Annotated in this window: 15 protein-coding genes; 3 read left to right on the forward strand and 12 right to left on the reverse strand. The window is 68.0% G+C overall.

The features are described from left to right. Positions 1–82: 82 nt before the first annotated feature. The 4 genes from IW256_RS31025 to IW256_RS31040 all read right to left on the reverse strand — a co-directional run bounded on the left by IW256_RS31025 (position 83) and on the right by IW256_RS31040 (position 6528). Positions 83–2242: a DUF6461 domain-containing protein gene (locus tag IW256_RS31025; RefSeq protein WP_197014328.1), complete on the reverse strand. Its 2160-nt coding sequence runs from the start codon at positions 2240–2242 to the stop codon at positions 83–85. 509 nt (positions 2243–2751) lie between these two features. Then, on the reverse strand, positions 2752–3345 hold the full coding sequence (locus IW256_RS31030; RefSeq protein ID WP_197014329.1) for an ASCH domain-containing protein: 594 nt from the start codon (positions 3343–3345) through the stop codon (positions 2752–2754). A 372-nt stretch (positions 3346–3717) separates the two neighbouring features. After that, positions 3718–5085: an RICIN domain-containing protein gene (locus tag IW256_RS41625; protein ID WP_231404003.1), complete on the reverse strand. Its 1368-nt coding sequence runs from the start codon at positions 5083–5085 to the stop codon at positions 3718–3720. A gap of 27 nt (positions 5086–5112) precedes the next feature. Beyond that, positions 5113–6528, reverse strand: coding sequence for an endo-1,4-beta-xylanase (locus IW256_RS31040; RefSeq protein ID WP_307829236.1), 1416 nt, complete (start codon positions 6526–6528; stop codon positions 5113–5115). A gap of 365 nt (positions 6529–6893) precedes the next feature. Here IW256_RS31040 and IW256_RS31045 point away from each other — a divergent pair, with 365 nt between their 5' ends. Continuing rightward, the gene (locus IW256_RS31045) at positions 6894–8336 is read left to right on the forward strand and encodes a non-reducing end alpha-L-arabinofuranosidase family hydrolase (RefSeq protein ID WP_197014330.1); all 1443 of its coding nucleotides are present in this window, start codon (positions 6894–6896) and stop codon (positions 8334–8336) included. 566 nt (positions 8337–8902) lie between these two features. On the opposite strand, the gene IW256_RS31050 is transcribed toward IW256_RS31045, so the two are convergent. The 4 genes from IW256_RS31050 to IW256_RS31065 all read right to left on the reverse strand — a co-directional run bounded on the left by IW256_RS31050 (position 8903) and on the right by IW256_RS31065 (position 11008). Then, positions 8903–9628, reverse strand: coding sequence for a hypothetical protein (locus IW256_RS31050; protein WP_231404004.1), 726 nt, complete (start codon positions 9626–9628; stop codon positions 8903–8905). 137 nt (positions 9629–9765) lie between these two features. After that, complete coding sequence (locus IW256_RS41630; RefSeq protein ID WP_231404005.1) at positions 9766–10335, reverse strand: hypothetical protein; 570 nt, start codon at positions 10333–10335, stop codon at positions 9766–9768. 121 nt (positions 10336–10456) lie between these two features. Then, positions 10457–10609: a hypothetical protein gene (locus tag IW256_RS31060; protein ID WP_197014332.1), complete on the reverse strand. Its 153-nt coding sequence runs from the start codon at positions 10607–10609 to the stop codon at positions 10457–10459. Positions 10610–10849: 240 nt separating this feature from the next. Continuing rightward, positions 10850–11008 (reverse strand): hypothetical protein, encoded by a 159-nt coding sequence (locus IW256_RS31065; protein WP_197014333.1) that lies wholly within the window; start codon positions 11006–11008, stop codon positions 10850–10852. Between the two features lie 209 nt (positions 11009–11217). Here IW256_RS31065 and IW256_RS42430 point away from each other — a divergent pair, with 209 nt between their 5' ends. Continuing rightward, positions 11218–11796 carry a BRCT domain-containing protein gene (locus IW256_RS42430; RefSeq protein WP_197014334.1) on the forward strand — a complete coding sequence of 193 codons (579 nt, stop codon included), beginning with the start codon at positions 11218–11220 and terminating at the stop codon, positions 11794–11796. Between the two features lie 437 nt (positions 11797–12233). Here IW256_RS42430 and IW256_RS31075 read toward each other — a convergent pair whose 3' ends face one another. Then, positions 12234–13109: an IS3 family transposase gene (locus IW256_RS31075; RefSeq protein WP_197016185.1), complete on the reverse strand. Its 876-nt coding sequence runs from the start codon at positions 13107–13109 to the stop codon at positions 12234–12236. Continuing rightward, positions 13106–13393 carry a transposase gene (locus tag IW256_RS31080; protein WP_197009110.1) on the reverse strand — a complete coding sequence of 96 codons (288 nt, stop codon included), beginning with the start codon at positions 13391–13393 and terminating at the stop codon, positions 13106–13108. Before IW256_RS31080 ends, IW256_RS31075 begins: the two co-directional genes overlap by 4 nt. A 49-nt stretch (positions 13394–13442) precedes the next feature. Between IW256_RS31080 and IW256_RS31085 the strand changes: the two genes are divergently transcribed. Next, the gene (locus IW256_RS31085; protein ID WP_197014335.1) at positions 13443–13613 is read left to right on the forward strand and encodes a hypothetical protein; all 171 of its coding nucleotides are present in this window, start codon (positions 13443–13445) and stop codon (positions 13611–13613) included. A gap of 242 nt (positions 13614–13855) precedes the next feature. Here IW256_RS31085 and IW256_RS31090 read toward each other — a convergent pair whose 3' ends face one another. Together IW256_RS31090 and IW256_RS31095 are read right to left on the reverse strand one after the other, a co-directional pair. After that, positions 13856–14455 (reverse strand): dihydrofolate reductase family protein, encoded by a 600-nt coding sequence (locus tag IW256_RS31090; protein WP_197014336.1) that lies wholly within the window; start codon positions 14453–14455, stop codon positions 13856–13858. After that, complete coding sequence (locus IW256_RS31095; protein WP_197014337.1) at positions 14452–15297, reverse strand: metalloregulator ArsR/SmtB family transcription factor; 846 nt, start codon at positions 15295–15297, stop codon at positions 14452–14454. Before IW256_RS31095 ends, IW256_RS31090 begins: the two co-directional genes overlap by 4 nt. Between the last annotated feature and the right edge of the window lie 81 nt (positions 15298–15378).

Genomic DNA, 15378 nt, shown 5'->3' on the forward strand with positions numbered 1-15378 from the left:
GTCCGGCGGCGGCAGCGGTGACTGTCGGTTCGCCGGGTGGTTCCGCCCGTGTGCGCCGCTGGTGCCGGCGGCGTGCGGGCCGTCATGGCGGGTCGGGTCTGGTGATCCTGGTCTGGGCGTCCGCGACCAGGTTCGCCGCGTGCGGGCCGACGGCGTAGCGGGCCGCGTCGAGTGTGTCGGTGACTGCGGCGAGCGGATCCGGGTTGGTCGCGCGGTGCAGGGCGAGCCAGGCCCACCGGTGTTCGCCGTCTCCGAGTTGGGACCGGCGAGCGCGTAGGTGCGCCTCCGGGGTCAGGGCACGGGCGGCGACGCTGGCGACGATGTCGGGGTCATCGCCGAGTCCCGCGATGCGGGCCGCCTCGGCGGCGGCCCACCAGGCCAGGTCCCGCAGCTGTGGTTCGGACAGCCCGGCCAGCGTTTCGATGGCGAAGCCGATCGGGTCGCCGGGCTTCGGCCGGCTCGGATACAGCGTGGGCAGGTCGGGCACGATCCGGAAACCTATGTCGGCGGCCTCGATGCGAGCCAGGTCTTCGGCGGTGATGCCGTGGCCGGTGAATCGCTGCACCGCGACCAGGCCCATCATCTTCTTGCCGCGGTGGTGATCGGCGAAGTCAAGGTCGGCGAGCGACGCGGCGATCTGCGGTGGCGCTTCGATGTCGGCGAACGGTTCCACCGACAGCAGCACCTCGCCATGCTCGGCGAACGACAGACGGGTCACCGCGTTGACGTTCCAGAACATGCTGGCGGCCCGCCCACCGGCGGACACCCGGGTCAGCACGGGCACGGTCGAACCCTGCCAGCCGTTGTACTCGACGGCGAGCACGGCGCCGCCGACGTCCAGGACCGCGACCCAAGGATCGATCGACTGCCGACGCATCAGGTCCTCGCCGATGGTCCGCATCGACTCCGGTCGGGCCGGGTCCGCGCCGAAGGCGCGCAGCACGTCCGCGGCGTCCGCCCCGGTCACCACGGTGACCGTCGCGGCCTCGCCCAGGGAACTGCGCCGCAGCCACCGGTAGGTGGTCTCGGGTGGTTCGGGCCGCGCCGGCTCTGGCTCGCCGCGCAGCCGGTGACCGAGCCGGTCGGTGCGGGCGTACACGATCTCGGGCGCCTCGGGCGCCTCCCACACCACCAGTTCGTAGTGTTCGGATCCGTCGGTGTCGTCTCGACCGCGGGCGTGTACCCGCAGCCGGTAGTCGCCCGGCCAGGGTGGGGTGACCTTGCGCAGATGCGGCTCACCTTCGTGGGGTCCGACCACCGAGGCGCCGCCGACAGCCGCCCGCCAGCTGACCTCGACGATCTCCTCCCAGCCGGTCGCGACGTCCGGCGGTGGCCCCTCCAGGACGTTCAACAGGATCCGGACGTGTCCGGTCTCGACGCCGGTGCGGATCACCGCGCCGCCCGGAACGACCGCGACCAGCCCGTTGCCGCCGAATTCGACTTCCGGGACACCACTCCCCTCCAGCAGCGCGAACCGGTGCCCCGACACCGGTGCCGACCCGCTCGACCCGAAGGGCAGCAGGTAGTCGGCCCGGGCCCGGGCGAGCAGCGCGGCGGCGTATCCGGGGGGCATCGGGGCTTCGCGTAGGAGCAGGACCGCAGTGCCGATCGCGACGCCGAGCACCGCCGGTGGTTCGACGGCCCAGGGCTGGAGGCCCGCCCGGTGCAAGACCGCGGCTGCGGTGGCCACAGCCAGCGCCAGCCATGCCGCGCCATGCGCCGCGGCGACATCCTGCTCGCCGGTGATCCCAGGCTGCACCACCAGGAGGGCGGCCACCCGCGGGTGGGTGGCCAGCCGGCGGGCCAGCGCGGCGACCAGGGGCACCGCCCCCGGCCGGATCTGGTCCAGCATGGCCGCCCCGTTGACCGCCTCGCTCGTCCCTTCCATGCAGACGACACCGAAGCCGCCGGTGAACGGCTCCCCTAGTAAACCGGTCAGGTCCGGGACGCCGGTCAGGTCCAGCTCCGGCACGGTCAATTCCAGCGCGCCGAGCAGGCGTTCGACCAGCAACGGCGGCAGCGAGCCGAGCGCGTCCCGGACCGGCGAATCGCCCGTCCCAGACCGGCCACCGAAGCCGAGCCGAGGAGCCACCGCATGCTGCCCGAAGGCCGATCTGCGGATCGGCCAGGTGTCGCCGTCGGCGGATGCACGCAGCCGACCGAGCTCAGCCGCCGGGGTCGTCGGAACGCGGGCGACGACCAGCGGCATCGCCAGGGCGACCGGCCCGGCCAACTCCGCCAAAACCGCATCAGGAACGTCGACCACGGCACTCCCGGCTGTCCATCTGTAAAGACGACGAAACTCTAGCCGCAGACATAACCGTCAGTCTCACAACAAGATCAGGTCGGCCAGGTCGGGCCACCAGCGCCCTTCGACGCTCCCGGCACCATCCCATCCAGCCCATCCTGAACGGTTGGCGGCGAGCCGCACACTCATCGACAGACCAGCGTCTTCCCCCGAAGCTTGGGGTTCAAGTGCCGGAGGCCATGTGAGCGGCGAGGGTCTAGCCGGGGTGGCGGTGCAGGTTGTGGTGCGGTCGTATCGATTCGTCGTGCGCGGATAGGCGTGCCGTGCGGCGATCTGCAGGTCGCGGAGCTCGGCGTCAGCGTCCGAAGAGGTGCGGTGCCGTGGTCCTGAGCAACAATCCTGGCTACTGGCCCCGGGCATCACATGCTCGAGCTGCGAACGCCGACGCTTTCCGCATCTACGGGGGCAGCGGTAAACGGCAGGCGGGCATCATCCGGGATAGATCATTCGGTCAAGGACCGCAGGTAGGCCATGAGGGCCTTGCCGCGCGGGGAGAGGCGGTAACCGGTCTCCAGGCTTTGGGTGAGGCCGAGGGCTTTGAGGCGGCGGACGTCGGCCTTGAAAGGGAGTTTGTCGCGGTCCAGACGTTCGGCCAGGTCCTGGGCGCGCAGGCCGGGGTGTTCGTCGATGAGGCGGAGGACCTCGCGGGTCCACGGGGCGCGGCGGCTGCGGTTGTCGATGGTGTCCAAGGCGGTGGTGAGGTCGGCCAGTTCCCGGTCGGTCAGGTCGGCGTTCTCGGCCAGTTCCGCTCGCGGGTCGGGGCCGCCCAGATGGAGCATGACGCGGTGGTAGCCGCCCTCCTTGCGGCTCTTGGACAGGGCGGTGAGCAGCGCCACGCGGCCTTCGAAGCCCGAACGGAGGGCGTCCTCCTCGGTGATTTCCTCGGGGGTGACGGCCGCGACCGAGTCGATGACGATGGTCCCCGCCCAGGTCCGCTGGGTACTCCCCGCGCGGACCTGGGGCTTGGCCCACACCCGGAACACCCGGTCGATCCGCCCGCCCGCGATCCCCTCAAGGACCTCCCGCCTGAACAGCATCCATTCCTCCCCGGGTGATACGCCTTTCCATTGCAATCTTCTTCGGAAGTCCCAAGAAGCGCCACGGTCCCCCGCCGATCTCTCGCTCAGGTGGACGTGACCCGCCCGGGCCGCCCTGGCCGATGAGTTCGCGACGGCTGAACGGCTTGGCCGAACATGATGGTCTCGACCCGACGGCACTGCGGCAGGTCCCGGCGGCCCTGGCGCCCCGGAGCGTGGGCAACCTCTTCGCAGCCTTAGAGGTGGCGCCCCGGAGCGTGGGGCCCCCTCTTCGCAGTTGCTGGAGTGGCGTATCTGCGCCGGTAGCCGTTGTTGGAGATGGACGACGGAGTGGAGCCAGGGTTCCTGGCTCCACTCCGTCATGCAGACGTGTCACTGGAACTGTGCGAAGAACCTCCAGATCTCTCCCTTGGTCCAGGTCGCGATGCCGCTCTCATTGGAGGAGCCGTCGACCGGACCGGGTATGTGGCCTCCGTCGAACGCGGCCCACTGGACCGGGTACCCGGCGCGGCAGCCCGAGTACGTGGTGGTGATGTGCATCCGGCTACCCGGGGCGGGCTCGCGCGGGCTCTGGGAAGTGCAGCCGTTGTTGGCGACGAACTTGTCGCGCAGGGACCGTCCTTGCGCGATGGTGAGGACGGAGTCGCTGATGCCGTGGATACCGAAGTAGGCGATGGGCTGGGTGCCGCCGCTGCACCCGCTGATCTGGCCGCCGGCGATGACCGCGACGGCCCTGAAGGCGTTCGCCCGGGCACATGCGAGTGCGTAGCTCATACCGCCGCCCCAGCTGAAACCAGTGGCGAAGCGCTGTGTCGTGTTGACGCAGAGGCCGCTCTCGATTCGCCGGATCATGTCGTCGACGAAGGTGACGTCCTCACCGCCCGAATTGGCCCAGCCGTTGCCTAGGCCCTGGGGGGCGACGAGGATCGCGCTGTCGTTCGACTGTTCCTGCTGGCCGTAGTAGGACCAGGCGCTCCCGCTCGTTCCACCCGAGGCGACGTCGCCGGCGGTTCCACCGCGCCAGTGGAACGCGAAGATCAGCCGGTAGGGGTGGCTGTTGTCGTAGTTGGACGGGACCCTGAGGATGAAGCTGCGGCTCTTACCGCTGCTCTGGATCGTGTGCGTGCCGCTTGCGAGCGTCGGGGCGCTGCCGCATCCGCCGTCGCCACCGGACGACAGCTTGACCATCCTCCACTGCTGGTTGGCGCCGCCCCAGTCGGCGTACTGGACGACGTTGCCGCCGTCGGCGGTGGAGGCGCCTTGGACCTCCACGGCCTTGCCGCTGCCGCTGATCAGCCGGACGTGGTCCGCGTCGGAGTCGGCCAGGCGGAACCGCTGGTTGGCCCCGTTGTGGTCGGTCCACTGCTGGATCGCGGCACCGTCGGCCGTCGAGGCACCGGCCACGTCCAGCACCTTGCCGGAATGCCTGGCCTTCAACCGGTAGAAGCCGCCGCCGGAGTCCACGAACTGCCACTGCTGGTTGGCTCCGTCGTTGCGCGTCCATTGGTTGACCCGCGCGCCGTCGCCGGTGGACGCGCCATCGACGTCGAGCGCCTTGCCGCTGTTGCGATTGACCAGGACGTACCAGGCATTGGTGTCCACCGTCGCCGCCTCGGCAGGCGCCGGTTTCACCGCGACGAGCATGCCGATCGCGAGGGTCGCCGCCACCGCGGCGGCAAACCGGGATGGCCGGCGATGCCTATGCGGAGGGGCGGGGGAAGCCGCACCGTAGGTCTTCATCGATTCGCCCTATTCGCTTGTGGCGGGTCAGGTACGGGTCCAGCGCTGGTTGCTGCCGTTCCAGCAGGAGTAGAGCTGGATCAGCGCGCCGTTGGCGGAGCCGGCGGCGTCCAGGCAGAGGCCGGACTGGACGCCGACGATGGATCCGTCGGAGTTGAGGCGCCACTTCTGGTTGTCGCCGCCCCAGCAGCTGTAGATCTGGACCTTGGTGCCGTTGCCGGTGCCGGCGGCGTCCAGGCACTTGTTGCCGTAGACCCTGAGCTCGCTTGCGTCGGTGTAGGTCCACTGCTGGTTGGTGCCGTTGTGGCAGTCCCACAGGTCGACCTGGGTGCCGTCGGTGGTGCTGGAGCCGGGCACGTCAAGGCAACGGCCTGAACCGACGCCCTTGATGGTTCCAGAACCGGGAGGGGGCTCCGAGGTGCCGCCGTTGAGGGCGTTGAGGACCGAGGTGTAGGCGGCCTTCTTGTTGCCGTTGCCGTCGAACAGCAGCGGCGTCTGCTCCGCGCGCCAGGAGTCGGTGTCGCGCACACCCCAGACGGTGATGCCGAGGCAGCGCGAGACGGCCAGGCAGTCGTTGGTCACGTTGGCGTAGGTCGTGGCCGAGGCACCCTGGATGTCCAGTTCGGTGATGGCCACATCGACGCCGAGGGCGGCGAAGCTCTGCAGGGTGGTACGGAAGTTGCTGTTGTAGGGGCTGCCGCTGTTGAAGTGAGACTGGAAGCCGACGCAGTCGATGGGCACGCCGCGCTGCTTGAAGTCGCGGACCATGTTGTAGACGGCCTGGGTCTTGGCCCAGGTCCAGTTCTCGATGTTGTAGTCGTTGTAGCAGAGCTTGGCGGCCGGGTCGGCGGTGCGCGCGGTGCGGAAGGCGACCTCGATCCAGTCGTTGCCGGTGCGCTGGAGGTTGGAGTCGCGGCGGGCTCCTGAGCTGCCGTCGTCGAACGCCTCGTTCACGACGTCCCACTGGACGATCTTGCCCCTGTAGTGGGCCATGACGCCGTTGATGTGGTTGATCATCGCCTGGCGCAGTGCGCCGCCGCTGAGGTTCCGCATCCACTCGGGTTGCTGGGCGTGCCAGGCCAGGGTGTGGCCGCGTACCTGCTTGCCGTTCTGGACCGCCCAGTTGTAGACGCGGTCGCCGGCGGTGAAGTTGAACTGGCCCTGCTGGGGTTCGGTGGCGTCGATCTTCATCTCGTTCTCGGCGGTCACCGAGTTGAACTCGCGGTTCGCGATCGTGGTGTACACCGAGTCGTTGAGCCTGCCCGAGGCGATGGCGGTGCCGAAGTAGCGGCCGCTCTGCGCCGCCGCGGCGCCCAGCGTGCTCTCCGCGGCGGCGGCCGGAGACGGTGCCACCAGAGCTGCCGCCGAGCAGAGCACCCCGAGGGCGCCTGCGAGGAGGGCCCGCATGCGGATCCCGGACCTGGGAATGGCGTTCGTACGCACGTCTTTCCTCCATGAATGAACGAGGAGTGGAAGCACGGAACACAGCCGTGCGAAAGACGCCGCGTTCCATCACGGGAACGCACACACCACCAGGGCGTCGCGGACTCAGTGTGTGAGTCGTCACCGACCCCGTCAATGGTTTGAAAATCTTTCATGGCGCTTGTCCGGTCGCCGGGTCGTAGGCGCGATGTTGGCAGCCGGCCTGAACTCGAAAGTTTTCGAAGTTACGGGGCCCTTGACGATGTCACTCAGCCCGGTATTTACTCCGGCCACCGCCACCACCCCACGATCGCCGATCGAGAGAAGGTCCCACCCGGCAGAAAATGTTAGCGCTAACATCAATCCGGATCGAAAGGAGGAAGTTCATGTTGAGGATCGGCGCGGTACTGGCATCGTTCCTGCTGTCGGTGCTCCTGTCCGTGACGAACACACAGACCGCTCAGGCCGCGACAGTGGATGTGAACAAGTGGTACGTCCTGGTCAACCGCAACAGCGGCAAGGCCCTGGACGTCTACAACCTGGCGACCAACGACGGCGCCCGCATCACCCAGTGGACCAGGAACGACCAGAACCAGCAGCAGTGGCAGTTCGTCGACTCCGGCGGCGGTTACTACCGCATCAAGTCCCGCCACTCCGGCAAGGTGCTGGACGTTCACGACTTCTCCACCGCCAACGGCGGCCCGATCGTCCAGTGGGCCGACCTGAACGGCACCAACCAGCAATGGCGGCTGGCCGACAGCCCGGGCGGCCACGTGAGGCTCGTCTCGCGCCACAGCAACAAGGCCCTCGAAGTACAAGGCGCCTCCACCGCCGACAACGCGAACATCGTCCAGTACGACGACTGGGGCGGCGACAACCAGCAGTGGCAACTCGTCGAGGTCGGCGGCGGCCCTGCTCCGGCGTGCGATCTCCCATCGTCATACCGCTGGACATCAACGGGCCCGCTTGCGCAGCCCAAGTCGGGATGGGTCTCACTCAAGGACTTCACCGTCGCCCCCTACAACGGCAGGCATCTCGTCTACGCGACGACGCACGACACGGGGACGAGGTGGGGTTCGATGAACTTCAGCCTGTTCACCAACTGGTCGGAGATGGCCTCGGCCAGCCAGAACACGATGTCGAATTCCACCGTCGCGCCCACGCTCTTCTACTTCGCGCCGAAGAACATCTGGGTGCTCGCCTACCAGTGGGGTGGGACCGCCTTCTCCTACCGGACGTCGAGCGACCCCACCAACCCGAATGGTTGGTCATCACAGCAGGTGCTCTTCTCCGGAAGCATCGCCGACTCAGCGACAGGCCCCATCGACCAGACGCTCATCGGCGACAGCACGAACATGTACCTATTCTTCGCCGGTGACAACGGCAAGATCTACCGGGCCAGTATGCCGATCGGGAACTTCCCGGGCAGTTTCGGCAGCACCTCAACAGTGATCATGAGTGATTCGACCAACAACCTGTTCGAAGCCGTTCAGGTCTACAAGCTCAAGGACCAGAACCGCTACCTCATGATCGTCGAGGCCATCGGCTCGCAGGGGCGCTACTTCCGCTCGTTCACGGCCACCAGCCTGAACGGTTCGTGGACACCGCAGGCCGCGACCGAGGGCAACCCCTTCGCCGGCAAGGCCAACAGCGGCGCCACCTGGACCAACGACATCAGCCATGGCGAACTGATCCGCACCAGCGCCGATCAGACCTTCACCGTCGATCCCTGCAACCTGCAGTTGCTCTACCAGGGGCGCAGCCCCAACTCCGGCGGCGACTACGGCCTCCTGCCCTACCGGCCGGGTCTGCTGACACTGCTACGCTGACGACGCGGCACGGGTCCGGCTCCGGTCCGGACCCGTCAGCCGGCAAACGGCCCAGGCCGCAATCGAGGCGGTGGCCACCGGGATGCCGCTGCAACGTGATGGCCACACCAGACACCGAAAACGCCCCCGCCGAGATCGTCTCACTCGGCGGGGGCGCTGGTAGTGGCGGAGGATCGGGGATTTGATCCCCGGATGGACGGTGAACCCAAACCGCATTAGCAGTTCTTTTCAGGCGCGCTATATGATGATTCGCCATCTCAATGAATTCGCGTTGCCGCAGGTCAGCGTCCCTGCAATGCGCCCGCATCGACCGTGATCAGGCTGTATGACCGCGTGATCGTTCGGAGGGGGTCGAATGCCTCCGGGCTGGTCGGCGAGTTCGTCGGTGGCGTGGGCGTCGAAGCGGCTGATGTGGGCGCGCCGCCGCTCCACCCACCGCCGCCGGCGGGCAACAGGTTGCGGAGAATCTGTTATGGCGGGGCCCCACCAACGGGCCAACCCGACAGGATGACCGGAGAGTCCGGGCTTGGACGCTCCGGTCGTCCTGTGGCTTCAGCCCTGCGTCGTCACTGCTGGGGTGGCTGCGGCATGTCGGCTTTCGACGGCACCGCTAGGTCTTTGTGGACGACGGTGAACCCGCCGGACAGGACAAGGGAGAACGGGGCCGGTGCCATCGCGGTGCCGACCTGGTCGGGTTCGTAGGTCTCACCCTGGGGGTTGACGAGCATGTTGGCGTACTCCCAGGACATCCCGATCCTGTCTTGGGACCGGCCTGGCTTGCCACCGTGGTCCCGGCCGGCGTCGTAGACGCTGAAACCCTTGGTCATACCGACCCATGGCGGGCCCTCGCAGCCCTCGGGGGTCGGGGTGTCCTCCACGCACCACGTCTTGACGATCTTGGCGGTGATCGTGGCGTAGCCCGGGGAGGTGATCAGCGAGTCGGCCCGGCCGATCGCGTAGAAGGTCCGCTTCCCCGGAACGAAGTAGTGCTTGATCTTCACCGTGCCGGTCGCATCGTTCGGCGACCCGGTGATCGTCGCCCCGCCGGGGACAACGCGGTGGTGAGTGAACGGAGCCTGACGGACGTCGAAGGTGAAGAAGCGGCGGTCCTTGTCGTCCTTCGGCAGGTACGTCATCCGGAACTCGCCGGACCCGGTGACGCTGGCGACCTTGGGCTTGTCCGGCTTGGTCTTGGCCTGGACCGCCCCTGTGGTCGCGGTGACCACGGCCGCAGCGGCTACGCCCGCACCGAGAACAAGGACAGCGGCCTTGCGTGCGCGCTTCACGATCATCTGGGGGTTCTCCTTCTATCCAGTGTTTCGTCACTGAGCGGTGATGCAGGGGAGGGGATCGAGTCCGCGGACACAGCCAGAGCAGGGCGGTGGCGTCGAAGCTCCCGGGCGTGGGCCCGGTCCATGCTGAGAGCCGGTCAGGCCGCGCGGCGTCGCCGGTAGTAGTGGACGGTGACCGCGATCAGCAGCGGGCCCCAGAACACGACCGGTGCGAACGAGGCGTTCATCAGCCACGCCCATGCGCCGGTCGGGGATCCGGGGCTGCGATGCGTCCAGGTGTAGAAGTAGCCGGCGGCGTACAGCAGCACCGCCATCGCCCCCAACGTCGCGGTGGTGACCGCGAACCGCACCGACACGCGCCTGCCGCCGACGAACGCCATCCAGCGGGGGAACCGCTCCCCCCACGGCTGGATCAGACCGAGGGTGGCGAACGCTGCGACCTCACTCAGCAGGATCAGGGCGAGCACGTACGCCGAGCCCCAGCCGGGGACGTGCAGTTCCACCATCGCCTCGTCGGTGAAGCCCATCCCGAACCCCCACGCCATCGGCAGCCGCCACAACGCCGACGGCAGCGTCGTCAGGACCGCCGCGTGCGCCGCCCAACGCGCCCACCTGGGCACACCCGGCACGGTGCGGAACCCCGCTTTCCAGCCGCCCCGCTGGACTTGGACGCCAGCGGACGCCGTTTCGATAAGGGTCGTGGTCATCGTGGCTCCTTGAGAGTGGCGCTCCGGCCCCCGGTCCCGGCATGAACGACTTTGCCGGGATCGGGGGCCGGATCCCTCCCCCAGCCGGGTGGGTCGTGCCGTCTCGTCTCCCCCCTGAGAGCTACAGCCGCACGCCCTGCCCGACCAGGGATGACAAGGGGCCAAGAAGACCAGCTCGCCGCGCCACGCGGACGCGGGCGTCGTCGCCAGCCTCGGTCAGCCGGGCGGCCATCTGCTGCCAGGCCGCGTCCAGCGCCACGAAACCCCACTCCACGCGCGAACCTGGACAAGCGGTCTGAACGTAGTGGCAGCGCCTCCGAAGGCGATCAACGCGCCTCCCTCAACCCCAGTTCAGGGGCGTATCCGACGGAAATTCCTCCAGGGGAAGGCGGACGGGCGTGGGGTCTTCCCTGTGAGGTCGGTGGGGTGCGGCGGATCGTCCAGGTCCTTGCTGTCCCCCGCCGCCACCACCGCGCCGCCCACGTCCGTGAAAGAACTGCTCACGGGTCCGAGGTCAGGCGATGCCGCCGGGATGGTCCAGCCAGACGTGGTCGCCGGCGGGTGACACGGTCAGACCGAAGCGGTCGCGGCCGGGGCTGCGATGGGAGACCCAGTCGAAGTGGGCCGACACCGCCAGATGCCACAGGGGCCGGTCCCCTGCCCTGCTCGACATCGGAGGAGTCGCGGCCTGGCTCGTAGTGAGCTTCGGCCCACGCGTCCGCGCTCCACAGGCGCAGCGTGTAGGCGGCGCCGTCGTTCGCGCCCCTGGCGCACACACCCGGTAGCGCAGCCCCCATCGCAAGGTCGGCGCCCGCTGGGGCGTAGCCGATGGTCCGGGGGTCGGGCCTCCCCGTCCCAGACCTCCGCTTCGCCTGCACACTCGTGGTCGCGAGGCGAGTGTGGACCGGCCTGCTCGCGTACAAGCTCCCGGTGCTCACCGACGCCTTGGGCATCGCGCTGCCGCGCCACCATGACGCCGGCGACGACGCACGGGCGGCGGCCCAGGTGATGCTGGCCGCGCTGAAACGGCAGGGGACGGCCACCCTTGGTGCCCTCCTCGCCGTTCAGGGGATCCGGATGGGCTCCTACCGCAGCGGTGTCCGCCAGGGCTGCCGGTATCGGAGGGCCGCGCGGCGGAAGCCGTACCCGGACGCCGAGCCCAACACCGACCCGGACAACCCGTTCTACGGACTCACCGTCTGCTTCACCGGATCACTGCCAGGGATGACGAGGGCGGCGGCCGCCGGACGGATCGCCGCCTTCGGAGCCGGGACCGTCCCCCACGTCACCAAGTTCGTCGACCTGCTGGTGGTCGGCGGCATCAAGCCACACCAGTTCGCCCCCGGGGCGAAGAAGACCGGCAAGCTCGCCAAGGCGGAGCGGCTCCGCGAATCCGGTCACCACATCACGGCCATCGATGCCGAGGAGTTCTACGAACTCCTCGCGGTGGCGCAGGGCTGATCAGCCATGCGGAGGTCCGCCGCGGCCTCCGCTTCCCCCCGATACGCGCCGCCGCCCGCGCGACCAGCCCTACCCCAGCGGGCGGCGGCGCCCCTCCCTCGCGAACCCCGTCCAGTGGCGCGCCATGCAGAACGCGCCCGGCACCAAGGAGCACCCATGCGCAAGATCATCATCGGCGGGCAAGAGCAGCGCCGCGTCCAAGGGCAAGAGCTTCCCGATCAAGCTCACCGCCAAGCGGGCGCGCGCGAACAAGAGCGTCCTGAGCGACGGCGGCGCGCTGTCCTGCGTCAAGGTCACCGTCACCAACCGGACCAAGAAGCAGCTCCAGGTCAACCCGCTCTACTTCTCGATCACCGACACCAAGAACACCAAGCACGACAGCAGCTCCGCCCTCGGTGAGGTTCCCCCGGTAGCACGGACAGCTGGGGTGAGATGGGTCAGGTGGTCCTGGTCGAGGCGCGGTGTCGCTCCTCGTAGTCCACCGGACTCAGCATTCCGAGGCTGGAATGCCTTCTGAACGGGTTATACCAGCACTCGATCCATTCAAACACCGCGGCTGCGAGTTCGGCTCTTGTTTGCCATTTCCTGATGTCGAAGAGTTCGAGCTGCATCGAGCCCCAGAATGACTCCATCATGGCATTGTCGTAGCAGTCACCGACCGTGCCCATCGAGCCGAGGAGTCCTGCGGCCCGAAGGCGCTTCCCGAACGTCCAGGAAGTGAACTGGGCGCCATGGTCTGAATGCAGGATCGTGGCGTCTTTGGCGGGTCTTCTGCGGGCGACAGCGGCGGCCATCGCATCGACCACGAGTTCGGTGGTCTGGCGGATGTCGATGGAATGGCCGATGATGCGGCGGGAGAAGCAGTCCAGCACGGCCGCGCAGTACAGCTTTCCCTCGCCGGTCGGATGCTCGGTGATGTCGGTGACCCACAGCACGTCGGGCGCCTGGACGTCGAAGGCCCGCTTGACCAGGTCCTCCTCGGTCGGCTCGTTGACCAGGTTCCGGCGTCCCTTGCGCCGGTAGATCCCCTGGATCCCGGCTTCGCGCATCAGCCGCTCGACCCGTTTGCGGCTCACCTGCTCGCCCCGTCCGAGCGTCAGCTCGGCGTGCACCCTCGGCGAGCCGTAGCTCCGGCGTGACTCCTCATGGATTTCTCTGATCATTTTCACCAGCTCGGCGTTGCGTTGCTCCCGGATGGAGGCGGGCCTGCCGAGCCAGTCGCTGTAACCGGACCGGGAAACTCCTAACACTCGGCAGGCCACCGCGACGGGGATGTCGTTCTCGGCAAGTTCACGGACCAGCGAGTACCTTATTTTGGGAGCATGTTCTCGCGAGCGAAGTAGGCCGCCGCCCGCTTGAGGATCTCGTTCTCCAACTCCAGTTGCCTGGCTTTTCGGCGCAGCTCGATCAGCTCTTTGTGCTCGCCGGCGTTCAGGCCGTCAAGGTGACCCTCTTCGATGTCGGCCTGGCGGATCCAGTTCCTCAGGCACGACTGGCTGATACCCAGGCTCCTGGCCAGCGCGGTGACCGACTTGTCGCCGGTCCGGGCCAGCTCGACGGCGCGTCGCCGGAACTCAGGCGGATGAGGTGGTGGCACGGGACACTTCCTTCCCAAGTTGATCAAGGTCAACTCAGATGAGGTGTCCGTGGAACCGGGGGAAGCTCACGGCGAGTACGAGGGGCAGATCGACACGACGAGCCTCGCCCCCGGTGAGAAGGCGACCGGCCTGGTGTGCGCGAAGGGCAGCTTCCGCCCGAAGATCGTCGCGATGACCAACCCCCTGTTCTCCGAGGCCGCGCGGGCCCAGGTCGCCTGATCAGGGACGGGGCCAGGGGAAAAGGCGGTTCGCGATGCGAGGAACCGTTCCGTGGCCCCTCCCCCTGACCACATGACGCCGTTTTCGACTCCTCACCTCGCACCAGATTGTGCGACTCGGGAGGCTTCGCTGGAAGGTGTACCTGGCCGCCACATTCGCGCAGATCGCTGTTCGCAGACCCCTTCTCGCGGAGTCTTGTGGTTGCGGGGGAGGGGGTCTGCGAGAGTCGCTGATCCGCTGGCTCAGCGGGCTCGGTCGTAGACCATGGCCATTTCGCCCAGTTCGCCGGTCTGTTGGTGTGTGAGCTTCCATTTCGTGGCCGGCAGGCCGTCGTCGAACAGTCGCTGCCCGCCGCCGGCGATCTCGGGGAAGATCATGAGATACAGCCGGTCGAGCAGGTCTGCGGCCAGGAGCGGCTTGATGAGGCTGGCGCTGCTGTTGACCAGGATGTCGCCTTCGCCGGTGGACTTGAGGTCGGTAACGACGTCTGTGGCGGGGGCGTTCACCATGCGGGTGTGTTCCCATGGCGCTTGGGTCAAGGTGGTGGAGAAGACCACCTTTTCAGTGTCGACCAGCCACTTGGCGTATCCGCGATCACGCGGATCGGCGTTCTGATCGACGGCGACCGAGGGCCAATATCCCATGAATCCCTCGGCGTTGATCCGGCCGAGCAGCGCCGTCGTCGCACTTTCCCAGATGCGTGTCATGTGGTTTCTGGCGACTTCGCTGGTCACATAAGGGGCGAAGGGGCCGAAGTCGCTGGGCCCGCCAGGGCCGTTGTAGCGCCCGTCGAGGGTGAGGCTCAGGTTCGCGGTCACTGTGCGGCCGGACGGGTTACTCATTTCGTGCTCCTTGTTGCGATGTTGTGCGGGTCTGCGGCGAAGGTCGCCGCGAGCTTGTCGAGGTTCTGGCCGAAGCCGATCTCGATGCCTGCGATGAAATCCGCAGAGTCGACGGTGCTGTCGGTGATCTGGACGTGGACGTCGAGATCGGTGCCGGTGTCGGTGGGCCGCAAGCCCAGGTCGACGTGGGTGGTGAAGGCCGGGTCGCCGTCGGGAAGCATGGGGGAAGACCGGTAGGCGAGGCGCCGTGCGGGGTGGACGTGGGTGACGACTCCCTCCGCACGTCCGGCGATCTGGTCGGAGCCGTCGGTGTCTTCGGCATCGCGGTACTCCAGGACGACCCGTCCTCCCGGTCGCGCCTCGAAGACGAGTTCGGAGACGCGCAGGTCGTCGGGTGTCCACCAGCGGGCGAGCAGGGGTGCTTCGGTGAGGTGGCGCCAGACCAGCTCGGGAGGCTCGGTCAGGGACCGCAGGAATCTGAACGAGCGGCCATCGGCCCACCCGGGCTGCTGTGCGGCGAGGCGCTCGGCGTCTCGGCTGAGCCCGTAGCGGTCGTAGGTCTCGCGCGGGCCACCGGCCTGGTCGGCGGTGTCGGCAAGCCGGGTGAGTTCAGCCGCCAGGTTTCGCAGGGCGGCGGGCTGGAGGGCGTAGATGCGGCGCTGACCGGTGCGCTGGGAGGTAACGAGGCCGGCGCGTTCCAGGGTCTGCAGGTGTTTGGTCGTCTGCGGCTGGCGCGCCTCGGCGAGTTGGGCGAGGACACCGACCGGGCGTGGCCGCTCGGCCAACAGCCTCACGAGCCGCCAGCGGGCCGGGTCGGCCAGTGCGGTGAGGAGTGCGTCCATGGCGAGAAGTATTCACTCTCACGAATATTCGTGTCAAAGAATGATTTGAGTCAGACAGTGTCGGCTCGGCCACGCCACCGA

The sequence above is a fragment of the Actinomadura viridis genome, assembly GCF_015751755.1.
GTDB lineage: Bacteria > Actinomycetota > Actinomycetes > Streptosporangiales > Streptosporangiaceae > Spirillospora > Spirillospora viridis.